This window comes from Mycobacterium sp. H4Y, from assembly GCF_000364405.1.
GTDB lineage: Bacteria > Actinomycetota > Actinomycetes > Mycobacteriales > Mycobacteriaceae > Mycobacterium > Mycobacterium intracellulare.
The window spans coordinates 454802-478481 of record NZ_AKIG01000003.1; the positions used below are offsets into that span (position 1 = coordinate 454802).

Consider the following 23680-nt stretch of genomic DNA (forward strand, 5'->3'; position numbering starts at 1 on the left):
AATCGGTGGTATGGCTGCTGCAGAAGAGGTCGACGTCGACGGTGTCGCGGTCCGCCTGACCAATCCCGACAAGGTGTATTTCCCCAAGCTGGGATCGCGGGGCACCAAGCGGCACCTGGTCGAGTACTACCGCGCCGTCGCCGGCGGCCCGATGCTCGACACGCTGCGCGACCGGCCCAGCCACCTGCAGCGGTTCCCGGACGGCATCGACGGCGAGGAGATCTATCAGAAGCGGATCCCGCAGCACCATCCGGACTACTTGGAGACGTGCCAGGTGACGTTCCCGTCGGGGCGGACCGCCGACGCGCTGAAGGTCACCCATCCCGCCGCGATCGTGTGGGCGGCGCAGATGGGCACGATCACCCTGCACCCGTGGCAGGTGCGCTGCCCCGACACCGACCACCCCGACGAGCTGCGCATCGATCTGGATCCCCAGCCCGGCGTCGCCTTCGAACAGGCGCGTACCGTCGCGGTCGACGTGTTGCGGCCGCTGCTCGACGAGCTCGGTCTGGTCGGCTACCCGAAGACATCCGGGGGTCGCGGGATCCACGTCTTCCTGCGGATCGCCACCGACTGGGATTTCGTCGAGGTGCGCCGCGCGGGCATCGCGCTGGCCCGTGAAGTGGAGCGCCGTGCGCCCGACGCCGTCACCACCGCATGGTGGAAGGAAGAACGGGGCGAGCGCATCTTCGTCGACTTCAACCAGAACGCCCGGGACCGGACCATGGCGTCGGCCTATTCGGTGCGACGCACGCCGATCGCGACGGTGTCGATGCCGCTGACTTGGGACGAATTGGCCGGTGCCGAGCCGGACGACTACACCATGGCGACCGTGCCCGAGCTGGTCGCGCGCCGGGAAGACCCTTGGGCCGCAATGGATGATGTTGCCCAGTCGATCGCGTCGCTGCTGCAAATGGCCGAGGCCGACGAAGAGCGTGGCTTGGGTGACATGCCGTATCCGCCGAACTATCCGAAGATGCCCGGGGAGCCCAAACGCGTTCAGCCCAGCCGGGATACGGATCGCAGGAACGGGAAGAAGTAGCCCGAAATCCATTACGGGGTCAGTCGGAGGGCGATGGGCTACCCGGGTCACGCTGGGCCCGCGCTTACCCCTCTCGTATAGACGAACCACCGGACCATGCGAGCATCTCAAACGGTATCACTCGCCGGCAATGGTTGGACAGGAGCTTTTGCGCCCCAGTGGTTTAGGCGATACAGGCCCCAGTCACACGAATTTCTCTACCCGAACTGCCAGGGTTTCGGGGCTGACCGCTTTCAGCGCTCTTTCGCTCAGGCGATCAGTTTACCCCGAACCCGCACAGGCTCAGCAAGAAATTCGCGAAGAGCGTGCGCACGGCCCGAAGGATGCGCACGCCATCGCGTCGCTGAGGTGTCGGTCATGCTCAAAGTGACCGGAGCGGGCCCCAGCGATCGATGTAAACCGTTGGTGCCCAACGACTTCACGCCGCACGACCGCGTTAGCATTGTCACGGCGTCGTCCGATATACGAGGGGATGTATCGGCTTCGGCTGTGCGAGTAACTGGCACCCAATGCCATTAACGCCGCATTGGTAAGTACAAATGGGCCCTACCTGGTAATGGGTGCCAACGGCGGAAGCACCTGATGGCCGAAGTTCGGCCCTACAACGTGCAGGTGGCGACCGGTGAGCAGTCGACAGTAAGGGGCAGGGTGCAACCCGAGGCCGTCAGTGCGGTGAAGGTGAGGAGAAGGCCGAGAACAACCTTGTATTTCAATCCAGACATAACCACTCCCTTCGTAGGAGAATTCTTACGCCCGAGAAGCGTTATAGTACGTGAGTACAATGCGGAATGCCATGGGATTCAGTGAAATAGCGTCGATTTACGTCAACTGATTGAAGTCCATCGCGGCGGGCCAATTTTTAGACTGGAATGGCGCGTTTCCGCCGCACCGATGCCGGTCGCATGGTGCGAACTGGCAACACCGCGAAGGTGTTTCGTGCGGCAGGGGCGGAGACGGCATCAGGCCCGAAGAAAAGTAAGCTCCGTTGTTATGCCGGTGGCTTCTCGGGCGTGGACTGCGGCCTGCGCGCTGATGCTGTGGGCCGCCGCCTGCGTCATCGCGCCCGCAGCGGCCGAGCCGCCGGCCGCCGGTCTCGGCGAGAAGACGGTCGGCTGGGACACCTACCGCCGGTTGGATCGGCTGCCCTATCTGGACGCCGAATCGCAGACCTTGCAGGTGTCGAGTTTCGATCGCAGCGGCGGCGATTTCGACATTTCGACCGGTAACCGCAACGGCACCGGCGGGTGTTTGGCGCCGGGCGGCGCGGGCTGCGTCATCGCGGAGGATCACGGTGCCGGGGAAGTTGATTCGATCTGGTTTACCCGTGACGGGGGCAATGTGCGTGCCATCGGGCACATCCGCATCGAGCTGGATGGGCAGACCGTCGTGGACACACCGCTGCAAGCGCTGGTCGACGGCGAACTGGGCGCCCCGTTTGCGTGGCCGCTGGTGGCCAACGCCGCCCAGTCGCCGGGCGGGGTCTATATCAAGGTGCCGATGCCCTATCGGCGGTCGATGCGGATCAGCGTCGCGTCCCATCTGGAGTACTACCACGTCGACTATCGACAGTTCCCGAATGCCGATGGGATAACTACCTTTTCGCCTGCCGATCCCGCGCTCGATGTGCTGGACACCCTGCGCGCCGCGGGCACCGCCGACCCCAAACCGGCGACAGGCACTGCAACGCAGAGCAATCGGGTCATCGATCTTCCCGCCGGGACCGAACAAACCGTCGCCGAGGCGAGCGGTCCGGGCAGCATCTCGGCGCTGCGGCTGCGGCTGCCCGCCGCGGCGGATCAACTCCTGGCCGGATTGCGCCTGCGGATCGAATTCGACGGCCGGACCTTGGTCGACGCGCCCCTGGGGGAGTTCTTCGGCGCGGGACTCGGCGCCAACCCCGTACGATCGCTGATGTTCGCCGCCGACCCACAGCCCGACGGGTCGCTGGTCTTGTGGGATTGGTGGCCAATGCCTTTCGCGAACTCGACCCGCGTCACCCTCGTCAACACCACCGCCGCCACGGTGCCGGGGATCGCCGGCGACGTCACGACGACGCCCGACGCGCAATGGGCGGCGGCGCTGGCCAGCGGCCGCGCCGGCTACTTCACCGCCCGCGCCCATGCCGGCCCGACCATCCAGGGCCAGGACTGGGTGTTCGCCGACGAACAGGGCCACGGCAAATTCGTCGGCGTCAGCCACACCATACGGGGCCAGCGGACCAAAACGGCGTTCAGCGACGGCGCCCCCTACTTTCTCGAAGGCGCCGAGCGGGTCTACACCGACGGCGCCGCATCCCCGCAGTGGTACGGCACCGGCACCGAGGACCTCTACGAGGGTGGCTGGTACTTCAAAGACGGCACCCACTTCAGCGACCCGCTCAACGGCCAGCCCGACCAGCGCACGGCGACCGGCGGGTGCGCGGACTACTGCGTCGCCGTCTACCGGATCATGCTCGCCGACGCGATCGGGTATCACTCCGCGCTCCGCTTCGGCATCGAGCACGGCAAGCGCAACATGGTCCAACCCGACTACAGCTCAACGGCATTCCTCTACACACAGCCGGACGCGGTCCTCACCGGCAGCGACGACGTCCGCCCCGCCGACCCCGTCGATCGCGTCCTGCACGGCTACACCGATGCCGACGCCACCGATCAGCTGCTGGTCAGCGAATACGAGGGCACCGAGGACACCCTGCCCCTCGTCGGCTCGGTCCGCAGCACCCAGGGCGCGATCACGTTCCATGTCCAGGTTGATCCGGGCAACCACGGTGTCCTGCTGCGCCGCACGTCGGACCAGGCGACCGGCTTCCAATCGGCGGACGTCGCGGTGGACGGCGTGCCCGCGGGCACGTGGCTTCAGCCGCGCAGCAACACCTTTCACCGCTGGCTGGACGACACCTACCTGGTGCCGCGGTCGGTCACCGCGGGCAAAGCGCAGCTGACCATCACCCTCACGCCCGCGGCGGATTCGCCGCCCTGGACCGCCAGCCGCTACCACGTCGACGCCCTCACGGGCCCGGCCTAGAGAGCGGCGATCGCGGCGACGGCCTCGTCGGCGGTCACGATGGCCGAGGCGTAGTTGGGCAGATTGACCTCGAGGGCGGCGCGCATCTCGGTGTCCGAATAGTCGGCCGTGGCGTCGCGGACCACGGTGACGTCGTAGCCGAGCTCGGCGGCGAACCGGACCGTCGCCTCCACGCAGGTATGCGCGATCAAGCCCATGACGATGACCTGCTCGATGCCGTGGCGCTTGAGTTGCAGATCCAAATCGGTGTTGGCGAAACCGCTGGAACACCAGTGCTCGTGAGCGACGACGTCACCGGGTTGCGGTTCGAACCCGGGACGGATCTCGCCGCCCCAGGTGCCGTATTCGAACGTCTTGCGCGACCAGGCCGCCCGCTGCACCGGCGCGATGTGCTTCCACGTTTCGTAGTCGCCCGGCCGGTAACGGCGATGCAGGGCATAAAAGACGCGGAGGTTCGCGCCGCGCGCCGCGTCGAGCACCTGCTGCATGTGGGTGACGCAGCCATTGCCTTCGATGACGCCTTTCAGCCGGTCCCACACCTTCCCGCCCGGGGAAATGAAGTCGTTGTAGGGGTCGATCACCAGGAGCCCGGTCGCCGCCTTGTCGTATGCCACCGGATCATCATCGCGCACGGCTTGGCGACCTTGACGGATTCGCGGAGATGCTGCTAGACATGGCCTGCGCCACGATTTTGGGCGATCGCCCAAAATCGACGGGCGCAGGGATGCCCGCGGCTGCCCGAAGTGAGGAAATCGATGACCGTCACCAATGACACCGACGTCTACTACGACCCCTACGACGTGGGCATCAACGCCGACCCGTATCCGACCTATGCGCGGCTGCGCGATGAAGCCCCGATCTACTACAACGAAAAGTACGACTTCTGGGCGCTGTCACGGCATTCCGACGTCGAGCGCGGATTGGCCAACTGGGAAACCTTCTCCAACAAGCGAAGCGACATCCTCGAGCTGGTCCAGTCGAAGTTCGAGATGCCCGGCGGCGTGATGATGTTCCAGGACCCCCCCGAACACACGAGGCTGCGCGGCCTGATGTCCCGCGTCTTCACGCCGCGCCGGATGGCCGCCCTCGAGGACCAGATTCGGCAGTACTGCGTTCGGTGCCTGGACCCACTCGTCGGGTCCGGGGGATTCGACATCATCGCCGAGCTGGCATCGATGATGCCGATGCGGGTGATCGGGATGCTGTTGGGAATCCCGGAATCCGAGCAGGTCTCGGTGCGCGACGCCAACGACGCCAACCTGCGCACCAAGCCCGGCGCCCCCCTGAAGGTCGCCAACGCCGACTCCATCGCCGACGGCCGGATCTACGCCGACTACGTCGAATGGCGTTCGAAGAATCCGTCCGACGACCTGATGACGACGCTGCTCAACGTCGAGTTCGACGACGACCAGGGCGTGCACCGCAAGCTGACCCGTAAAGAGGTGCTGCATTACACCCAGGTTGTCGCCGGGGCGGGTAACGAGACGACCGGCCGGCTGATCGGCTGGCTGGCCAAGGTGCTCGCGGAGCACCCGGATCAGCGCCGCGAGGTGTACCGGGACCGGTCCCTGTTGACCCGCACCGTCGACGAGACGCTGCGCTTCGAACCCACCGGCCCCCACGTCGCCCGTTGGATGGCACGGGATTTCGAGTGCTACGGCACGACGGTGCCGGCCGGCAGCGCCATGCTGCTGCTGTTCGGCGCCGCCAACCGCGACCCCCGCCGCTACACCGATCCGGACACCTACAACATCCGCCGCGACAACATCTCGCACATCACGTTCGGCAAGGGCGTGCACTACTGCCTGGGCGCCAACCTGGCCCGCCTGGAAGGCCGCGTCGCGCTCGACGAGATCCTCAACCGTTGGCCGGAATGGGACATCGACTACGACACCGCACAATTGGCGTCGACGTCCACGGTGCGCGGCTGGGAGCGGCTGCGGGTCGTGCTGCCTTAACGGGCGCTAAGAGGGCAACTCGAAACGGTCGATGAGCCGGTTGACGAGGGCGACGGCTTCGTCATGGCCCGCCGTGGTGCCGAGCGCCTGTTCCAGGATCAGCATGCGGCCGATCGCCGCGATGATGACCGCGATCCCCGCGGGCGGAAATTCGCCCCGGTCCAATCCGTGTTCGCGGACGATGAAATTCAGTGCGGTGGTTTGCGTTTCGCGCCATCGCTCCGACCACGCCGCGATCTCTGCCCCGATGTCCTTGCGATGGTTGGCCAGCCCCATGAACTCCAACAGCAGCCGGGTGTCCTTCGGCTCGATGAGGGTTTGCCAGAAGGCGTGCAGTGGGCGGTCGGAGGCCAGCGCCTGCTTTTGGCGCTCCAGATAGGCGGCGGCCCCGCGCCGGAAGACGTCGAGGTATAGCTCGTCCATGGTGGGGAAGTAATAGTGGACCAGCGCGGGTTTGACGCCGGCCTCGTTCGCCACCCGCCGCGAGGTGGCCGCGGCGTAGCCGTCCTCGACCATGATCTGGATCGTCGCGTCGATCAGCATGTCGCGAGTGGTGGAGTCGCGCGCCTTCGGCCGTCGGGGGGCGGTCATGGTGTACGTCTTTCCCGCAGGGATGCGTAGCCTTTTGGGCAATCGCCCAAAAGCTTAGCCCAGGGTCGTGCCGACCATGATTAGGAACTGGCGCGACGGGGCAATGGAGGTGTCATGGCCCCCAGTTTCAGCGACGTCATCCGATCCAAGTACCTGCTGTTGACCACGTTCACCAAGGACGGCCGGCCCAAGCCGACCCCGGTCTGGGGGGCGCCCGACGGCGACGGCAAGCTGTTGGTGATCACCGACGACGGTTCGTGGAAAACCAAGCGGATCAACAACACGCCCAGGGTGACGATCGCCAAGAGCGCGGCGCTGGGCAAGCCCAAGAGCGACGAGGTCGAGGCCGTCGCCCGGGTACTGCCGAAGTCCGAGACGCGGCGCGTGTACAACGCCGTCCTCAAGCGGTACTGGTACCACGCGTGGTGGTTCTACGCGCACACGATCGTCCGCGGCGGCATCGACAAGGTGCACGTCGGCCTGGAGATCACACCCGCCTGAACGGCCCTGAACGGCGTTGCGGCTATTCGCTTTCCGCGCGCATCGCCGCGAACGTGTCCGCCACCGTCTGCTGTGGATCGCGATAGTTGATGCCCAGTTCTCGTTCGCTCGGGGAATCGTCGGACGCCGGCATCTGGGTGTAGTACTGCATTCCCGCCGAGGTGAACGGGGTCTCGAAGGGCAGGAAGCGATTCGCCCGATCAAGCACCGCCCCGGCCACCCGCAGCGCGGTGTCGGGGATCGGGACCGCCACCATCGGCGTCCCGGCCACCTGGCCGAGCAGGTTCGCGAGGTCCGCGGCGGGCACCCGGTGGCCGCCCGCGGTGTAGCGCCGCGGCCCGCGCCCGGGTTCGAGCAACGCCGCGTGCAGGGCGGCCAGGTCGCGGACGTCGACGATCAGCCATGCCGCGCTGCGCCCCGGGATCGCATGCATCTGCACGGCCGCTCGCACGCCCTCGCCGGCCTCACCGAACTGGTCGCCGACCGGCGGCCCGAGCACCATCCCCGGATAGGTGATGCTGACCGGCGCGCCCGCATCCTGCAGGCCGCGGGCATAGATCTCGACCTGCGCCTTGGACGTTCCGTAGCCGTCGGCCCCGCCCACCACTGGCAGGTCTGCCGTCAGCGTCTCCAGGTCCGGACGGAACAGCGCGGTGAAACTCGACACGTGCACGATCGGATCCAGACCGAGCTCGACGGACTGGCCAAGCACGTTCTGGGCGCCCTGCATGTTGGTGGCGAGCATCTGCGGCGTCTGGCGCGGATCCGTGGCCACCAGGGCGGCGCTGTGCACGACGGCGTCGCATCCCTGCAACGCGTCTCGCACCGCGACGCGGTCGGTGATGTCGGCGACGGCGAAGTCCGAGGTGTCCACACCCAGCTTCGCGACGGTGGTCTGCAGCTTCGCCGGGTTGCGGACCAGGAACCGCACCGAGTGTCCCGCGTCGAAAACGGCCTTGGCGGTCCACCCGCCGACAAAGCCCGTACCGCCCGTGATGAGGACCCGCATGCCGGCCTACAGGCGGCCGGCGACGAAATCGGCGGCCTGGCTGGTCATGCCGTTTCCCGGGTAGGAGGTGTGGGCGGCCAGGCCCCCGTCGCCGCCGCTGGCACAGACCGGATCGCCCGGCGCGCACAGTTGGATCGTCTTGGGCGCATACAGCGGCCCGATGGTGAGCGGCGGCGCGTTGTACTTCTGCAGGAACTGCCCCGTCGGCGTGCCAAACAGCGTGACGGCGGCGACGTGTTGCGCGATGGCCGGCGGCATCGGAGGCGGCACCTTGTCAGCGGGAACGCCCGGCGGCACGGTGGCCGAGGTGGTGTAGCCCGCCACCGCGGCGCCCTGCGAGTAGCCGCCGAGCACCTCGCGGGTGTTGGGGCAACTCGCCACCATGGACTCGATGTGCGAACTGGCGTCGCGGATTCCGTCGATGACGGTCCCCGGGAACGCGGGATTGTCGAAGTCGGTGCTGGCGGGGTAGTTCACCGCATACACCGTCAGCGACTTGGCACCGATCTCCGAGCGCAGCGCGTCCACGAACGGCCGGCCGATGCCGCCGATGCCGGGCGGCTCGCCGGATCCCCGGGCGAACACCACCTCGACGTCGGGACACGGTTCGGCCGTCGCCGAGGGCGCGCTCGCGACCGGTGAGCCGAATACGGCTGCCGCTGCCAACAAGGGCAGCGGCAGGCGGCGCATCGACCGGACGGCCAACACATTCCGGATTGTCATTACTTTTTGAACGCGTCCTTCACCTTTTCGCCGGCGTCTTTCAACGCGGACTTCGCTTGATCGGCCCGCCCTTCGTCCCGGGTTTGGGCATCGCCCGTGGCTTTGCCGAGGGCTTCCTTGGCGCGGCCGCCGAGGTCCTCGATCTTATTCTTCAACTTGTCTTCGGCGCTCATGGCGTGCTGGCTACCCGGGAGCAGCAGATATCGAAACACCGGCCCTGTCATCATGGACGCTGTGAGCACCGCGATCGTGGTGGCAGTAGTGGCGGGCCTGATGTTGCTGGGCATCGGCATGGTGGTCAATCAGCTGCTGCGGCTGCGCCGCTATCTGAGGGACGCGCCGCCCGATCAAATCCCCGGTGAGAATCCCGAGCCCCCGCGACAACCCGACTGATAGCTTCATTCGGATGACCGCTCCAGACGTCGCGGCGCAGTGACACCGTCGACCCTGCTGATCACCGGCGATGGTTTGCCACGCGGTGTGTCCGGCGCAGCCGACCCGCGCTTCGCCAACGTCGTCAAGCTGTTCTCCCAGCTGTTCCCCGGCCGCCGGTTCGGCGGGGGAGCCCTGAGCGTCTATGTCGACGGCGTGTCCGTCGTGGACGTCTGGACCGGGTGGTCGGACCGGGCCGGCACCCAGCGCTGGACCGCCGACACCGGCGCGATGGTGTTCTCGGCTACCAAGGGCATCGCGTCGACCGTGATACACCGGCTCGCCGACCGCGGCCTGCTGTCCTACGACGCGCCCGTCGCGCAATACTGGCCCGAGTTCGGCGCCAACGGGAAGGCCGAGATCACGGTCCGCGACGTCTTGCGGCACCGATCCGGGTTGTCGCACCTGCGGGGCGTCACCAAAACCGAGTTGATGGACCACCTGCTGATGGAGAAGCGGCTGGCGGCCGCGCCCGTCGATCATCTGCGCGGTGTGCAGGCCTACCACGCGCTCACCTACGGGTGGCTGTTGTCGGGTCTGGCCCGGGCGGTGACCGGTAAGGGGATGCGCGAGCTGATCCGCCAGGAGGTCGCCCGTCCGCTGGACACCGACGGGCTGCACCTGGGCCGCCCCCCGCAAGGTTCACCGACGACGGCCGCCGAAATCCTGATACCGCAGGGGCGGCTGCGTGCCCCGGTGTTCAACTTCATCGCGCCGCGACTGGCCGGCCTGCCCTTCTCCGGGGCGCTCGGCGCGATGTACTTCCCGGGCGTCATCTCGCTGATCAAGGGAGACACCCCGTTCCTGGACGGCGAGGTCCCGGCCGCCAACGGCGTGGTGACCGGGCGGGGACTGGCCAAGATGTTCGCCGCGCTGGCCAACGACGGCCGCATCGACGGCAAGAAGTTCCTGTCCGACGAGCTGGCACGGGGGCTCGCCGGGCAGGCGCGGCGGAAGTGGCCCGACGCAAACATGGTGGTGCCCATGCCTTTTCACCTCGGGTACCACGAGTCGCCGGTTCCCGGCCTGCTCCGCGGCTTCGGCCACGTCGGGCTGGGCGGAACGCTCGGCTGGGCCGACCCCGAGACCGGCAGCTCCTTCGGCTTCGTGCACAACCGGCTGCTGACGCCGCTGCTGTTCGACATGGGATCCTTTGCGCGCCTTGCGCGTCCGCTGCGCAACGCCATCGAGGCGGTCCGCGATCAGGAGCCGCTCGCGGTGCCGCCGCTGGGCGCGCGCTACGCCAAACCCGCCCGGCGGCGCAGCGCGGCGCTATGACCCGATGTGCGCGTTGCCGCGGGGCAGCGTCAGCGGGAGGTCTGCGTAGGTGGCGATGCCGGGTGCCGCGGCGACGACGGCGGGGATCGCGTTGATGGCCGGCATCGCGGTCATGATGTGGCCGAGGTCCATGAACTCTTCGATGGTGGTGGCTTCGAAGTAGGGCGGCGGCAGGAACCCCACCTTGGTGGTCACCGTGGGCTGCCCGTCGATCTGGATGACCCAGCCGTCCTGCTCGATCTTCCAGTCCGGGTCGAGCGTCTGCCCCTTGCGCCACCGCACGTTCAGGTCGATCAGGGTCTGTCCGTTGACGATTCCCTGCCAGCTGATGTACGTGCCCGCGACGTGTCCCGCGGGGATGGTCCAGGACGCCATCACGAGGTCCTCGGTGGTCTGGGCGAACTCGGCGACGCAGCGCACCTCGTCGAGCTCGACGCCGAGGGCGTCGCCCACCAGCCGGACGGCCTCGCCGAAGATGGCCGTCCCCTTCGCCGCCATCGCCGGCAGGTCCGGATGGTCGATCGGCTGGCCGAAGCCCACCGGCTTCTCTGTCTCGGGCGAGTCATAGAACGTGGTGTCGGCCGCCTCGTTGACCGTGACCTTGTCGATCCGGTTGCACACCATCGCCGACACGATGGCCAGCAGCTCGGCGAAACCCGGGCTGACGCCGGACCCGAAGATCGTGGAGCCGCCCTTCTGGCAGGCCTGCGCGATGCGCTCGCGGTCGTTGCCGAGGTTCCCGCCGGTGATGAACGACGCGGTGGTCACCACGTTGACGCCCGCGGACAGGATGCGGACCAGCTCGTCGACGTCGAACCACATCGGGTTGTAGACCACGCAATCCGGCTTGAGGGCCAGGAGCTCGTCGACGTCGTTGGTGGCCGCGACGCCCACCGGCGCGATCCCGACGAGCTCACCGGCATCGCGCCCGACCTTGTCCTTCGACCAGGCGAAGCACCCGACCAATTCCAGCGTGGGGTTGGTGACGATCGACTTCAGCGAGCTCTTGCCGACATTGCCGGTGTTCCACTGAACCACTCGATAGTTGTTTGGCACTCGCTCAGCATAGGGAATCGCGGGGGTTCTTAGTAGGCCTAATAGGAAGATTCGGCAGCCGACGTTGCCGCGGGAGGGTCGGTCGACCGAGGCCGCTAGTCCTCGTCGGCGGTTTGGTCGACGGTGTCGTCGACCGCGGTGCCGGCCCGAGTGCGCCTGCGCCGCATCCGGTGCGACCCCTTGCCCGTCGGGCGGCGGTTCTGCAACTTGGTCCGCGGCTCTTCGCTCTCCTCGGTCGCGTCGGCTACCGGCGCTACCTCGGTCTCGGCGGGCTCGTCGGGGGCTGCTTCGGCTGCTGCGTCGGTGGCCGCGTCCGTCTCGTCCGGCTCGCTCGCTTCGGCCTCTGTGACCGCGTCGGCCTCTTCGGCTTCGCCTGCTTCGTCGGCGCTGTCGGCCTCGTCGGCTTCGCCTGCTTCGTCGGCCTCCTCGCCCTTCTTGCGGCGGAGGCCCCCCTTCTTGGCCTTCTTGGGCTTTTTCGCCTTGATCGGTTTCGGCGGCGGCGGCGGCAACTCGGCGACAAAGGAGAGATAGAAGGCAAAGAAACCGAGCAACGCGATCGCGGCGGCCGCCCCGTAAATCCCGAACAACCACCGTCCGGCGACGTCCAGGCTCAGCCAGATCTCGCTGATCGCCGTCCCGACGATGAGCACACCGGCCAGCACGTGGGCCACGATCGAGGCGACCCGGATGGACAGCGCCATCTGCGGGGTGCCCAATTCCGGCTTGCGGGTGCGCAGCAGGGTGAACACCACCGGCAGCGCCGCGAGCGCGACAAGCGCGCCCGTCACGATGCGCAGCGCCGTCCCCAACGAATGCGCGGTGTCACCCATCAACTCAGGCCAGCGGGGCAAGACGAAGAAGAAGTAGAGGAAGCCGGCGGCGATCGTGAATGACGCGTGCCACAGGATGGCGACCTTGCGCCCCATAAGCCTCCTCATGCTGGGTTGGTTCGAGCCGGCCTGAGGGGACCGACTCGACACCAAACCGCTTTGTGCGTGTCCGCGGGGCGGACCGATGGCGGAGGATGCGGGATTTGAACCCGCGAGGGCTGTTAACCCAACCCGCGTTCCAGGCGAGCGCCATAGGCCACTAGGCGAATCCTCCGTGGCCATGGTAACCGAGGGCCAGACCGCGTTCGCCGGTTGCTCCGGGGAAGGTACTAGACTCTCGGTGGACCCCGCGCGGCGTCTATCCTGTGAACTCCCCCAGGGCCGGAAGGCAGCAAGGGTCAATGGGCTCTGTCGGGTGCGCGGGGTCCCCTAGGTTAAACGGGTGCCGACCCGCTGCGCCCGGCTCCGCCGCGCTTGCGATCGCCACAGGATTCGATTGAGTGGCGACCCGCTGCGCCCGGCTGGCCGCGCTTGCGATCGCCACCTCCCACGCCTTGATAGCGAAAGGGTCCATGGTGTCGCTGGAGTCCCTCGGCCCTGCCGAGCTTGCCGCCGCACACGCTCGCCACCAGCAGGATTACGCGGATTTGCAGGCCAAAAAGCTGGCCCTGGACCTGACCCGCGGCAAGCCGGCGCCCGCCCAGCTCGACCTGTCCAACCAGCTGCTGAGCCTGCCCGGCGACGACTACCGCGACGGCGAGGGCACCGACACCCGCAACTACGGCGGCCTGCACGGCCTGCCGGAGCTGCGAGCCATCTTCGGTGAGCTGCTCGGCATCCCGGTGCAGAACCTGATCGCGGGAAACAACTCCAGCCTGGAACTGATGCACGACCTCGTCGCGTTCTCGATGCTCTACGGCGGCGTGGATTCGCAGCGGCCCTGGAAGGACGAGGCCAGCGTCAAGTTCCTATGCCCCGTCCCCGGCTATGACCGGCACTTCGCCATCACCGAGACGATGGGCATCGAGATGATCGGTGTCCCAATGCTGTCCGACGGGCCCGACGTCGACCTGATCGAGGAACTGGTCGCCGCGGATCCCGCCATCAAGGGCATGTGGACCGTGCCGGTGTTCGGCAACCCCACCGGGGTCACCTACTCCTGGGACACGGTGCTGCGGCTCGTCCAGATGCGGACCGCCGCACCCGATTTCCGGTTGTTCTGGGACAACGCGTACGCCGTGCACACCCTGACCCACGACTTCGTCCGGCAGGTCGACGTCCTCGGCCTGGCGGCGGCGGCCGGCAATCCCAACCGCCCGTACGTTCTCGCGTCGACGTCCAAGATCACCTTCGCCGGCGCCGGCGTCAGCTTTTTGGGCGGATCGCTGGGCAACATCGCCTGGTATCTGCAGTACGCGGGGAAGAAGTCGATCGGACCGGACAAGATCAACCAGCTGCGGCACCTGCGCTTCTTCCGCGACGCCGACGGGGTGCGCCTGCACATGCTGCGGCACCAGCAGATCCTGGCGCCGAAGTTCGCGCTGGCGGCCGAGATCCTGGATCAGCGGCTCAGCGATTCCAAGATCGCCTCGTGGACCGACCCCAAGGGCGGCTACTTCATCAGCCTCGACGTCTTGCCCGGCACGGCGAAGCGGACCGTCGCGCTGGCCAAGGACGCGGGGATCGCGGTGACCGAGGCGGGCGCGTCGTTCCCGTACCGCAAGGATCCGAACGACACGAACATCCGGATCGCGCCGACCTTCCCGTCGCTTCCGGATCTGCGCGACGCGGTCGACGGCCTGGCCACCTGCGCGCTGCTGGCCGCCTCGGAGTCGTTGCTGGCCCGCGATCGAGTGTGAACCGACGACCCTGCCGCGCCCGCATCGTCGTCGGACGACGCCGGTAGCCTGCTGACCGTGGCCCTCTACCGCAAGTACCGTCCGGCAACCTTCGCCGAAGTGGTGGGGCAGGAGCACGTCACCGAGCCGCTGTCGATCGCGCTGGAGGCCGGCCGGATCAACCACGCGTACCTGTTCTCGGGTCCGCGCGGCTGCGGCAAGACCTCCTCGGCGCGGATCCTCGCCCGGTCGCTGAACTGCGCCCAGGGGCCGACGGCGACCCCCTGCGGGGTCTGCGACTCGTGCCAGGCCCTGGCGCCCAACGCGCCCGGCAGCATCGACGTCGTCGAGCTCGACGCCGCCAGCCACGGCGGTGTCGACGACACCCGCGAGCTACGCGACCGCGCGTTCTACGCGCCGGCGCAGTCGCGTTACCGGGTGTTCATCGTCGACGAGGCGCACATGGTGACCACCGCGGGGTTCAACGCGCTGCTCAAGATCGTGGAGGAACCCCCCGAGCACCTCATCTTCATCTTCGCCACCACCGAGCCGGAGAAGGTGCTGCCGACGATCCGGTCGCGCACCCATCACTACCCGTTCCGGCTGTTGCCGCCGAAGACCATGCGGGCGTTGATCGGCCGGATCTGCGAGCAGGAGGGCGTCGTCGTCGACGACGCGGTCTACCCGCTGGTGATCCGCGCCGGCGGCGGCTCGCCCCGCGACACCCTGTCGGTGCTCGACCAGCTGGTGGCCGGCGCCGAGGGCGCCCACGTGACCTACCAGCGGGCCCTGGGCCTGCTGGGGGCCACCGACATGGCGTTGATCGACGACGCCGTGGACGCTCTGGCCGCCGCCGATGCCGCGGCGCTGTTCGGGGCGGTGGAGTCGGTGATCGACGCGGGCCACGACCCCCGGCGTTTCGCCACCGATCTGCTGGAGCGGTTCCGCGACCTGATCCTGCTGCAGGCCGTCCCGGACGCGGCGGCCCGCGGCGTGGTGGACGGACCGGAGGACGTGCTGGAGCGGATGCGCGACCAGTCGACCCGGCTCGGGACGGCGACCCTGACCCGCTACGCCGAGGTGGTGCAGGCGGGGCTGGGGGAGATGCGGGGCGCGACGGCGCCGCGCCTGTTGCTCGAGGTCGTGTGCGCGCGGCTGCTGTTGCCCTCGGCCAGCGACACCGAAGCCGCGCTGCTGCAACGCGTCGAGCGGATCGAGACCCGGCTGGACATGTCCATTCCCGGCTCGGAGGCCACCGCGGGCCGGCCGGCCGAGCCCGCCGACCGGCCGGTCCGCTTCACCCGACCGTCCGCGGCTGCCCCCAAGCCCGAGCCGAAGCCCGAACCAAAGCCCGAGCCGAAGCCCGAGCCAAAGCCCGAGCCGAAGGCCGAGCCCGCGCCGGCACCCGAGCCTCCTCCGGCGCCCGCCCCCGCCCCCTCGCCGGCGGCCGAAACATCCTCTGCGCCCGGCGAACTCAACGCCGCAGCGGTGCGCAGCATGTGGTCGACCGTGCGCGACAAGGTCCGTCAGCGCAGCCGCACCACCGAGGTGATGCTGGCCGGCGCCACCGTCCGGGCGATCGAGGACAACACGTTGGTGCTGAGCCACGAATCGGCGCCGCTGGCCAAGCGGCTGTGCGAACAGCGCAACGCCGACGTCATCGCCGAGGCGCTCAAGGACGCGCTGGGAGTCAACTGGCGAGTGCGGTGCGAGGCCGGCACGCCGGCGCAGGCCGCGGCCAACCCGCTGACACCGCAGCCCGAAGAGCCTGCCCCCGAACCGGATTCGGCCCGGCGGGCCGAGGAAGAACACCTGCTCGCCGAGGCCGTCCGCGACCAGCCGTCGGGCCCGCGCCGCGACCCGGAAGAGGTCGCGCTCGAACTGCTCCAGAACGAGCTCGGCGCGCGCCGCATCGACAACGGCTGAGCGTCAGACCGTCAGGCCGTCCACCACGGCCGCAGCGGCAGGTCGTCGTCGCCCCGCGCGTCGGTCTTGGCCGCCAGCACGTGATGCAGCTGAAGGTTGTTCTGCTCGAACGCAACCCGTGACGCCGCCATGTACAGGCCCCAGACCTTCGCGGTCGGCAGGCCGACCTCGCTGACCGCGGCGTCCCAGTTCTCGACCAGATTCCGGCACCAGTCGCGCAGCGTCATCGCGTAGTGGTGGCGGAAGTTCTCCGCGTGCAGCACCTCGAAGCCGCAGTCCTGGACGTCGCAGGTGATGCGGCCCGAGCCGGTCAGCTCCCCGTCCGGGAAGACATAGCGATCGGTGAATCCGCCCGCGAACGACGTCGACGTGTTGTCGTGGCGGGTGATGCAGTGATTGAGCAGCAGGCCGCCGGTGCGCAGCTTCGACTTCAAGAAGCCGAAGTAGGCGGGGTAATTCTTGACGCCGATGTGCTCGGTCAGCCCGATCGAGGACACGGCGTCGAACGCCGCCTCGCCCACGTCCCGATAGTCGGTGTGGCGCACCTCGGCCAGGTCCGCAAGGCCTTCCTCGGCGATCGCCTTCTGCGCCCACTTCGCCTGTTCGGCCGACAGGGTGGCGCCGGTGGCCCGGACGCCGCGCCGGGCCGCGTAGCGCACCATGCCGCCCCAGCCGCAGCCGACGTCGAGCAGCCGGTCGCCGGCCTTCAGCCGCAGCTTCTCGAAGATCAGCCGGTACTTGTTCTCCTGCGCCTGTTCGAGTGTCGCGTCGGCATCGGGATACACCGCGCAGGTGTAGGTCATCGACGGCCCCAACACCAATTCGTAGAAGGTGTTGGACACGTCGTAGTGGTGGTGGATGGCCTCGGCGTCGCGGGTCCTCGTGTGCATCAGCCCGTCGGCGATGCGCCGCCACCTTGGCAGCGCCTCCTGCGGGGGCGGCGCAACCGGCAGCAACCGCTCGAACCCCAGCGACCGCACGACGTTGGCCAGCACCCGCACCGGGGGCCGCTTGAATTCCACCCGATCGGTGAGCGTCTTGAGCAGTTGGTACGGGTCGCCCGGATGAACGCCGTACGCCTGCAGGTCGCCCGACACGTAGGCGCGGGCGAGGCCGAGTTCGCCGGGGGCGGTCGCCAGATAGGTGGCGCCGCGGGGGCTGCGAAGGTCCAGGCCCAGTTCGGCGTCCTCGTTGCCGGCGATGCTGCCGTCGTAGGCGGTGAACTTCAGCGGATGTCGGCCGGTGGCGGCGAAGACCTCCAGGATCTCTGCCATGCTCAGTTTCCCGTGCGACGTGCGGTGGGGTTCCTTGGTAGTCGTCATCGCCGTTGCACCGCCTTTGCGTAGAGGTCGAGTAAACGAGAATCGGGGTCGTAGGTTTTCTTGACGGTGTTGTAGGCCTCGCCGCCGTACAGCTCGTCGAAGTCCTCGCGGGAGTAGAAGGAATCGGAGTACAGGGACTTGTGCCCGTCGAGTTCGCTCACCTTTTCTTCGATCATCCGGTTGGCGGCGCCCTCGGTCGCGCCCCCCGGCACCGACGACCAGAAGCCGACGTTGACGTACGTGTGATCCGGCCGCATCGGGTACAACGGCCAGCCGTCGCGGTCGCGAAGGCGCAACGGGCACAACCAGATTGGCGTGATTGGCACGTTGTCCAGGAACCACTCCAGGAAGTCGCAGGTCCGTTCGATTGGAATCTCGATGTCTTGCACCACCCGTTCGCGTGGGGGCCGCCCGTTGCGCGCCTCGATGCGGTCGGAGATCCCGAAGCGCCGGTCCAGGGAAATCAGCTTCCAGTAGAAGCTGCTGCGCCGATAACGGCGCGGCCAGAAGCGTCGCACCCGCGGGTCCTGCACGCCGAACGCGCGCGAGCACCAGAACCAATCGGTGTCCCAGCGCCAGAAGTAGTCGTGGATGGTCAGCCGGTCATCCTTGGTCGCATCCATGCCCGGGGCGTCGTGCCGGATGGACTGGTAGTAGATGTCCTTGCCGGTGTAGTCGCTGACCGGGCCGGGGGTGGTGGTCCGCCGGCCCACGCACAGGTAGCTTTCGTCGGCGCTGAAGACCACCCCGTCGAGGTAGTCGACCGGGGTTCCGCCCTGCCCGCCGGTGTCGACGATGCGTTCGGCCGCGGCGATCAGCGCGGGCAGCGAGCGGAAGCGGATGTGGCGCAGCGCGACGAACGGTGCGACGGGTTCCAGCTCGATCCGAAGCCGGGTCGAATACCCCAGTGTCCCATAGGAATTCGGGAAGGCGCGGAACAGGTCCGGGTGCTGGGTACGTGATGCGGTGAGCAAATCGCCAGCGCCGGTGAGGATATCCATCTCCAGCACCGATTCGTGCGGCAGCCCGTTGCGGAACGACGCCGACTCGATCCCCAGGCCGCTGACCGCCCCGCCGAGGGTGATGGTCTTCAGCTGCGGGACGACCAGGGGCGACAGGCCGTAGGGCAGCGTTGCGGCAACCAGGTCCGCGTAGGTGCACATGCCGGCGACGTCCGCGGTGCGGGTTTCGGGATCCACGCTCAGGACGCCGGTCAGCCCCGAGGTGTCCAAGCCGGGCGCGTCACGTTTGGTGCGGGCGCGGAACAGGTTTGACGTCGGTTTGGCCAGCCGGACCGCGGACGTTGTGGGATTGGATCGATAGCTTGCCAGCAGCCGGTCAACGCCCGACTTGTGGGCCGAGAGTGCAGATCCAAGGACAGGCACCACATATACCCTAGTCTTCGACAACAGCCCGTGCATCCGCCGCGAGCGGCGGCGCCGGGGAATTCATCACGAGGAGGGGTCGCCTTGGGACAGGTGAGCGCCGACAGCACCATCTTGATCAATGCCGAGCCTGCGGCGACCCTGGCCGCCGTCGCGGATTATCAGACGGTGCGTCCGAAAATTCTCTCGCCGCAGTACAGCGACTACCAGGTGCTGCAGGGCGGGCAGGGGGCGGGCACGGTCGCCAAGTGGAGGCTGCAGGCCACCAGATCACGCGTCCGCGACGTGCAGGTCAACGTGGACGTGGCCGGGCACACCGTCATCGAGAAGGACGCCAACTCGACCATGGTGATCAACTGGACGGTGGCGCCCGCCGGGCCGGGCTCCAGCGTCACCGTGAAGACCACCTGGACCGGCGCGGGCGGCGTCAAGGGCTTCTTCGAAAAGACCTTTGCGCCCTTGGGGCTGAAGAGGATTCAGGGAGAGGTGCTGGCCAACCTGAAGAAGGAACTCGAAGGCTAGCGCCGGGCGGGCGATCAGCGCGCCTGGCCCTGCGAGGCCAGGAAACCCGCGACGCCGCGGACCATCGCGTCGGCGTATTTCTGCCGGCCTTCCGCGGACTGCATCAGCGCCGAGTCCGCGGGGTTCTTCATGTTGCCGCACTCGACCAGAACCGACGGGTACTGCGCGAGGTTCAGGCCGGCGAGGTCCGAGCGTCCGTACAGCCCGTTCTGCCCGATGTAGTTGGCCGGCGGGATGCCCGACGCCTGCATCTGGTCGCGCATGATGCGGGCGTACTGCACCGACGGCCCGGCCTGCGCCTGGTTGAGCGGCGGCGCCGAATAGTTGACGTGGAACCCGCGCCCGGACGGCGGGCCGCCGTCGGCGTGGATGGACAGGATCGCGTTGGGGTGCAGCGCGTTGGCCATGCTGGCGCGCTCGTCGACGCAGGGCCCCAGCCCGGTGTCGTTGGCGCGTGCCAGGGCGGTCCGCACTCCCAGCGCGGTCAACTCGGCGCGGACCCGCAGCGCGGTGTCCCAGGTGAAGGTGTGCTCCTGATAGCCGGCGGCGGACGCCGTCCCGCTGGCCTGGCAGTCCTTGGTGCCGCCGCGGCCGGTGGGCACCTGCCGGCTGATCGATGCGTCATTGGAGCCGTTGTGACCCGGATCGATGAAAACCACCATGCCGGCGATGTTGGAGGGAACCCCCCACGCGGCCGGGGTGATCGCCGTCGAGGCGGCAACGAGCGCGCCGACCGCCAATTTGATCCCGACACGTCTGCTCAGTCGTAGGTCCACGGCGCAAAGGTAACGGCGCGCGGTTTACGCTGGGTGTTCCGAATCGCCGGAGACTCACGAGCGAAATCAAGTCGAGACCAAGATGCGAGGGGACTGTCATGCAACCCGGAGGCGATATGTCGGCGCTGCTGGCCCAGGCGCAGCAGATGCAGCAAAAGCTCATGGAGGCCCAGCAGCAGCTCGCGAACGCTGAGGTGCATGGTCAAGCCGGTGGGGGTTTGGTCAGCGTCGTCGTCAAGGGCAGCGGCGAGGTGGTCGCCGTGAAGATCGATCCCTCCGTCGTCGACCCGTCGGACGTCGAGACCCTGCAGGACTTGATCGTCGGCGCCATGGCCGACGCGTCCAAGCAGGTCACCCGGATGGCGCAGGAGCGGCTCGGGTCGCTGGCCGGTGGGTTCGGGCCGCCGCCGGGGCAACCGCCCGCGCCCGCGCCGGGGATTTAGATCCCGCCCTGACATGTTCGAAGGACCCGTCCAGGATTTGATCGACGAGCTGGGCAAGCTGCCCGGCATCGGGCCCAAGAGCGCCCAGCGCATCGCCTTCCACCTGCTGTCGGTTGAGCCGCCGGACATCGACCGGCTGACCGCGGTGCTGGCCAAGGTGCGCGACGGCGTGCGGTTCTGTGCGGTGTGCGGCAACGTCTCCGACAACGAACGGTGCCGGATCTGCGCCGATCCGCGGCGGGACGGGTCGCAGGTTTGCGTCGTCGAGGAACCGAAGGACGTGCAGGCCGTCGAGCGCACCCGCGAATTCCGCGGCCGCTATCACGTGCTGGGCGGGGCGCTCGATCCGCTGTCCGGGGTGGGGCCCGACCAGCTGCGGATCCGCGAGCTGCTGAGCCGGATCGGGGAGCGGGTCGACGACGTCGACATCACCGAGGTGATCATCGCCACCGACCCGAACACCGAGGGCGAGGCGACGGCCACCTACCTGGTGCGGATGCTGCGTGACATCCCCGGCCTGACCGTGACGCGGATCGCCTCCGGGCTGCCGATGGGCGGTGACCTGGAGTTCGCCGACGAGCTGACGCTCGGCCGCGCGCTGGCCGGCCGCCGGGCCATGGTCTGACGTTCGTCAGGCCTTGCTCAATTGGAACGACCGGGTAAAGGTCCTGCCCGCCTCCGGGCCGCACGCGTCCGTCGTCGTCTGCTGGCCCTCGCCGGCGAGCGACACGGCGTCGAAACTGTAGTTGACGGTCACCGGAGCGGAGGCGCCGTTCGGGCACGGCGCCTGGGACGTGCCGCTGTGCGTCCACCGCCCGTCGGCGAGGTGGAACTCCCAGCTGATAACGAACGTCCCGCCATCCTGGGAGGTCGCCAGGGTGCAGTCCGATCCGCACGGGACGAACAGCCAGGCGGTCGGCTTGTCGTTGTCCGCGTAGAGCACGTTGTACCGGCCGTTGAGCACTTCCGGGCTGGCGTGCGACGGCGCCGACGACGCGACGAACGCGGCGACCAGTGCGGCACCGGCGGCCAGTCTCGGGCGGATCTTCGTCATCTCGGCAACCCCCTAGCGCGCCGCTAACCGCTCGCGGCGCAGCAGGTCCACTTCCGGCATCGGCAGCGGCGGCAGCTCACCGACCACCGAACCCAGCAGCAGGTCGGCCAGCTGCGGGTTGCGGGCCAGGCACGGCCCGTGCATGTACGTCGCGATCACGCTGCCCTGCACCGCGCCGTCGAATCCGTCGCCGGACCGGTTGCCGGCGCCCTTGACCACCGCGCCCAGCGGCGACGCCGACGGGCCCAGCACGGTGCCCCCGCGGTGGTTCTCGAACCCGGTGAGGCGCTCGGTCAGGCCCGCCAACAGCGGCCTGGTCGCCAGCTCGCCGATGGTGCGCGCCGCTTGCGGCGACGTCGTCGCGTCCAGCATGCCCACGCCGTCCACGCGTTCCCCGGCCGAGGTCTCGTACCAGTGCCCGAGCACCTGGACGGCCGCGCAGATCGCCAGCACCGGCGCGCCGCGTTCCGCGGCGCGCAGCAGGCCCGGGTGCTTGATCAGGTGCCTGGTGGCCAGCCGTTGCGCATAATCCTCGGCCCCGCCCAGCGTGTAGAGGTCCAACGACTCCGGCACCGGGTCGGCCAGCGTGATCTCGACGATCTCGGCGGGGATGCCGCGCAGCAGTAGCCGCTGGCGCAACACCAGGGCGTTGCCGCCGTCGCCGTAGGTGCCCATCACGTCGGGCAGGACCAGCCCGATCCGCACCGTCGAGTCAGCCACGGCGCGCCAACGCTCGTTGCAGCTGGAGGAACGCGGTGTAATTGGCGACGACCTCCACCCGCCCGGGTGGGCACGACGCGATCGCGGCGACGGTGTCGTGCACCAAGGTGTGCTCGACCCCCGCGTAGCCGAGGCGCACCGCGAGGTCGGTGCCGCGCTCGCCGGCGGCCACGACTTCCGTCTGCTCGAAGTGTTCGAAACGCACGTCCCACAACCAGGACAGGTCCTCCCCGTCGGGCACCTGGCCGTTGACGGAGATGACCACCCCGGCGGCGCGCTTGTCCACCATCGACAGCGCCTCTTGCCAGCCCGCCGGATTCTTGGCCAGCAGCATCCGCACGTCGTGCTCGCCGACGCGGACGGTCCGGTAGCGCCCCGCGACCTCGTCGACGGACGAGACGGCCGCGACCGCCGCCGCCGGATCCGCGCCCAGGGCGACCGCGGCGGCCACGGCCTGGGCGGCGTTGCCCCGGTTCACCGCGCCCGGCAGCGTCAACCGCATCGGCAGGGAGAGCCCGTCCGGGCCGTGCAGCGTCTGGTCGTCGAACCACCACTGCGGGCTGGGCCGCTTGAAGTCGGCGCCGGTGGAGAACCAGTGGCCGCGCTCGCGGACGATGACCTCGCCGCTGCGCGGGCAGCTCACCGAGTCGTTCGACCACGAACCCCCGGCGGCCACCCACACCACGTTGGGGCTGTCGTAGGCGGCCGACGTCATCAGCACGTCGTCGCAGTTGGCCACCACCACCGCGTTCGGGTGCCGGGCCAGGCCCGCGCGCAGGGTTCGTTCGATGACGTTGATCTCGCCGACCCGGTCCAGCTGGTCGCGCGACAGGTTGAGCAGCACGACGACGCTGGGCTCGACGGCGTCGGAAACGTGGGGGACGTGCATTTCGTCGACTTCCAGCGCGGCCAGGGACGCGTGCCGGTTGGCGGCCAGCGCCGCCACCAGGCCGGCGTCCATGTTGGCGCCCTCGGCGTTGGTGGCGACCGGGCCCAGCGTCGCCAGCGCGGCCGACGTCATCCGGGTGGTGGTCGATTTGCCGTTGGTGCCCGTGACGACGACCGTGCGCCGCCCGGCGGCGAGCTGCCGGAGAACCGAGCGGTCCAGCGTCATCGCGATCAGCCCGCCGATCATCGCGCCGGCCCCGCGGCCGGTCACCCGCGACGCCCAGCGCGCGCTCGCTCCCGCGGCGAGGGCCAGGCGGGCGCGGGTGGTGACCACCCGGGAAGTTTAAATGTGTGCGGCCCGC

25 protein-coding genes, 1 tRNA gene and 1 other RNA gene are annotated in these 23680 nt (G+C 68.5%); 12 read left to right on the plus strand and 15 right to left on the minus strand.

The features are described 5' to 3' along the window. Nucleotides 1–10: 10 nt before the first annotated feature. Complete coding sequence (ligD, locus tag W7U_RS23045; protein WP_008263204.1) at nt 11–1042, plus strand: non-homologous end-joining DNA ligase; 1032 nt, start codon at nt 11–13, stop codon at nt 1040–1042. Nucleotides 1043–1641: 599 nt separating this feature from the next. On the opposite strand, the gene W7U_RS26950 is transcribed toward ligD, so the two are convergent. After that, entirely contained in the window at nt 1642–1764 is a 123-nt protein-coding gene (locus W7U_RS26950) for a hypothetical protein (RefSeq protein WP_255348941.1), read from the minus strand. A gap of 310 nt (nt 1765–2074) precedes the next feature. Between W7U_RS26950 and W7U_RS23050 the strand changes: the two genes are divergently transcribed. Continuing rightward, nucleotides 2075–4066, plus strand: a complete 1992-nt coding sequence (locus tag W7U_RS23050; RefSeq protein ID WP_008263205.1) for a glycoside hydrolase family 172 protein — start codon at nt 2075–2077, stop codon at nt 4064–4066. Here the strand turns inward: W7U_RS23050 and W7U_RS23055 are convergent. Continuing rightward, nucleotides 4063–4698, minus strand: a complete 636-nt coding sequence (locus W7U_RS23055; protein WP_008263207.1) for an isochorismatase family cysteine hydrolase — start codon at nt 4696–4698, stop codon at nt 4063–4065. The genes W7U_RS23050 and W7U_RS23055 overlap by 4 nt on opposite strands. 123 nt (nt 4699–4821) lie before the next feature. Between W7U_RS23055 and W7U_RS23060 the strand changes: the two genes are divergently transcribed. Continuing rightward, nucleotides 4822–6024 (plus strand): cytochrome P450, encoded by a 1203-nt coding sequence (locus W7U_RS23060; RefSeq protein WP_008263209.1) that lies wholly within the window; start codon nt 4822–4824, stop codon nt 6022–6024. Nucleotides 6025–6030: 6 nt separating this feature from the next. Here the strand turns inward: W7U_RS23060 and W7U_RS23065 are convergent, their stop codons facing one another. Continuing rightward, on the minus strand, nt 6031–6615 hold the full coding sequence (locus W7U_RS23065; protein WP_008263214.1) for a TetR/AcrR family transcriptional regulator: 585 nt from the start codon (nt 6613–6615) through the stop codon (nt 6031–6033). Between the two features lie 114 nt (nt 6616–6729). Between W7U_RS23065 and W7U_RS23070 the strand changes: the two genes are divergently transcribed. Then, the gene (locus W7U_RS23070) at nt 6730–7116 is read left to right on the plus strand and encodes a PPOX class F420-dependent oxidoreductase (protein WP_008263216.1); all 387 of its coding nucleotides are present in this window, start codon (nt 6730–6732) and stop codon (nt 7114–7116) included. Nucleotides 7117–7138: 22 nt separating this feature from the next. Here W7U_RS23070 and W7U_RS23075 read toward each other — a convergent pair whose 3' ends face one another. The 3 genes from W7U_RS23075 to W7U_RS23085 are packed head-to-tail and all read right to left on the minus strand — an operon-like array spanning nt 7139 to nt 9021. Beyond that, nucleotides 7139–8125 carry an SDR family NAD(P)-dependent oxidoreductase gene (locus W7U_RS23075; protein WP_008263218.1) on the minus strand — a complete coding sequence of 329 codons (987 nt, stop codon included), beginning with the start codon at nt 8123–8125 and terminating at the stop codon, nt 7139–7141. Between the two features lie 6 nt (nt 8126–8131). Then, nucleotides 8132–8848: a cutinase family protein gene (locus tag W7U_RS23080; RefSeq protein WP_008263220.1), complete on the minus strand. Its 717-nt coding sequence runs from the start codon at nt 8846–8848 to the stop codon at nt 8132–8134. Further along, nucleotides 8848–9021, minus strand: coding sequence for a CsbD family protein (locus W7U_RS23085; RefSeq protein ID WP_008263222.1), 174 nt, complete (start codon nt 9019–9021; stop codon nt 8848–8850). The genes W7U_RS23080 and W7U_RS23085 overlap by 1 nt, the downstream gene beginning before the upstream one ends. Before the next feature lie 61 nt (nt 9022–9082). Between W7U_RS23085 and W7U_RS26580 the strand changes: the two genes are divergently transcribed. Both W7U_RS26580 and W7U_RS23090 read left to right on the plus strand, forming a co-directional pair. Next, the gene (locus W7U_RS26580; protein ID WP_014710822.1) at nt 9083–9241 is read left to right on the plus strand and encodes a hypothetical protein; all 159 of its coding nucleotides are present in this window, start codon (nt 9083–9085) and stop codon (nt 9239–9241) included. Between the two features lie 39 nt (nt 9242–9280). Beyond that, nucleotides 9281–10558: a serine hydrolase domain-containing protein gene (locus W7U_RS23090; RefSeq protein WP_008263225.1), complete on the plus strand. Its 1278-nt coding sequence runs from the start codon at nt 9281–9283 to the stop codon at nt 10556–10558. On the opposite strand, the gene W7U_RS23095 is transcribed toward W7U_RS23090, so the two are convergent. The 3 genes from W7U_RS23095 to W7U_RS23105 all read right to left on the minus strand — a co-directional run bounded on the left by W7U_RS23095 (nt 10553) and on the right by W7U_RS23105 (nt 12718). Then, nucleotides 10553–11614, minus strand: a complete 1062-nt coding sequence (locus W7U_RS23095) for an ABC transporter substrate-binding protein (RefSeq protein WP_036429769.1) — start codon at nt 11612–11614, stop codon at nt 10553–10555. The two genes, W7U_RS23090 and W7U_RS23095, sit on opposite strands and share 6 nt — an antisense overlap. A 95-nt stretch (nt 11615–11709) precedes the next feature. Beyond that, complete coding sequence (locus W7U_RS23100) at nt 11710–12540, minus strand: hypothetical protein (RefSeq protein WP_008263229.1); 831 nt, start codon at nt 12538–12540, stop codon at nt 11710–11712. A gap of 89 nt (nt 12541–12629) precedes the next feature. Beyond that, nucleotides 12630–12718, minus strand: a tRNA-Ser gene (locus tag W7U_RS23105). A gap of 65 nt (nt 12719–12783) precedes the next feature. Between W7U_RS23105 and ffs the strand changes: the two genes are divergently transcribed. The 3 genes from ffs to W7U_RS23115 all read left to right on the plus strand — a co-directional run bounded on the left by ffs (nt 12784) and on the right by W7U_RS23115 (nt 16208). After that, an RNA gene (gene ffs / locus W7U_RS25105) (signal recognition particle sRNA small type) lies at nt 12784–12878 on the plus strand. 141 nt (nt 12879–13019) lie between these two features. Then, nucleotides 13020–14303: an aminotransferase class I/II-fold pyridoxal phosphate-dependent enzyme gene (locus W7U_RS23110; RefSeq protein WP_029383892.1), complete on the plus strand. Its 1284-nt coding sequence runs from the start codon at nt 13020–13022 to the stop codon at nt 14301–14303. 57 nt (nt 14304–14360) lie between these two features. Then, a complete protein-coding gene (locus tag W7U_RS23115) occupies nt 14361–16208 on the plus strand; it encodes a DNA polymerase III subunits gamma/tau (protein WP_008263232.1) in 1848 nt (615 codons plus the stop codon). Between the two features lie 11 nt (nt 16209–16219). On the opposite strand, the gene W7U_RS23120 is transcribed toward W7U_RS23115, so the two are convergent. Both W7U_RS23120 and W7U_RS23125 read right to left on the minus strand, forming a co-directional pair. Then, complete coding sequence (locus tag W7U_RS23120; protein WP_020188345.1) at nt 16220–17530, minus strand: class I SAM-dependent methyltransferase; 1311 nt, start codon at nt 17528–17530, stop codon at nt 16220–16222. Continuing rightward, entirely contained in the window at nt 17527–18918 is a 1392-nt protein-coding gene (locus tag W7U_RS23125; protein WP_008263238.1) for an FAD-binding oxidoreductase, read from the minus strand. The genes W7U_RS23120 and W7U_RS23125 overlap by 4 nt, the downstream gene beginning before the upstream one ends. 81 nt (nt 18919–18999) lie before the next feature. Here W7U_RS23125 and W7U_RS23130 point away from each other — a divergent pair, with 81 nt between their 5' ends. Beyond that, nucleotides 19000–19437: an SRPBCC family protein gene (locus W7U_RS23130; protein WP_008263240.1), complete on the plus strand. Its 438-nt coding sequence runs from the start codon at nt 19000–19002 to the stop codon at nt 19435–19437. Between the two features lie 14 nt (nt 19438–19451). Here W7U_RS23130 and W7U_RS23135 read toward each other — a convergent pair whose 3' ends face one another. Beyond that, a complete protein-coding gene (locus W7U_RS23135) occupies nt 19452–20213 on the minus strand; it encodes an Rv3717 family N-acetylmuramoyl-L-alanine amidase (RefSeq protein WP_009952026.1) in 762 nt (253 codons plus the stop codon). Between the two features lie 98 nt (nt 20214–20311). On the opposite strand from W7U_RS23135, the gene W7U_RS23140 reads away from it, so the two are divergent. Continuing rightward, entirely contained in the window at nt 20312–20656 is a 345-nt protein-coding gene (locus W7U_RS23140; RefSeq protein WP_026071056.1) for a YbaB/EbfC family nucleoid-associated protein, read from the plus strand. Between the two features lie 13 nt (nt 20657–20669). Beyond that, complete coding sequence (gene recR, locus W7U_RS23145; protein WP_008263246.1) at nt 20670–21281, plus strand: recombination mediator RecR; 612 nt, start codon at nt 20670–20672, stop codon at nt 21279–21281. Nucleotides 21282–21287: 6 nt separating this feature from the next. Here recR and W7U_RS23150 read toward each other — a convergent pair whose 3' ends face one another. Genes W7U_RS23150 through W7U_RS23160 form a run of 3 tightly spaced genes read right to left on the minus strand, consistent with a single transcriptional unit; the run spans nt 21288 to nt 23652 of the window. Next, nucleotides 21288–21710, minus strand: a complete 423-nt coding sequence (locus tag W7U_RS23150) for a hypothetical protein (protein WP_008263248.1) — start codon at nt 21708–21710, stop codon at nt 21288–21290. Nucleotides 21711–21722: 12 nt separating this feature from the next. Then, nucleotides 21723–22430: a glutamine amidotransferase gene (locus tag W7U_RS23155; RefSeq protein ID WP_008263251.1), complete on the minus strand. Its 708-nt coding sequence runs from the start codon at nt 22428–22430 to the stop codon at nt 21723–21725. Continuing rightward, nucleotides 22423–23652: a Mur ligase family protein gene (locus W7U_RS23160; protein WP_008263254.1), complete on the minus strand. Its 1230-nt coding sequence runs from the start codon at nt 23650–23652 to the stop codon at nt 22423–22425. Before W7U_RS23160 ends, W7U_RS23155 begins: the two co-directional genes overlap by 8 nt. Nucleotides 23653–23680 lie beyond the last annotated feature (28 nt).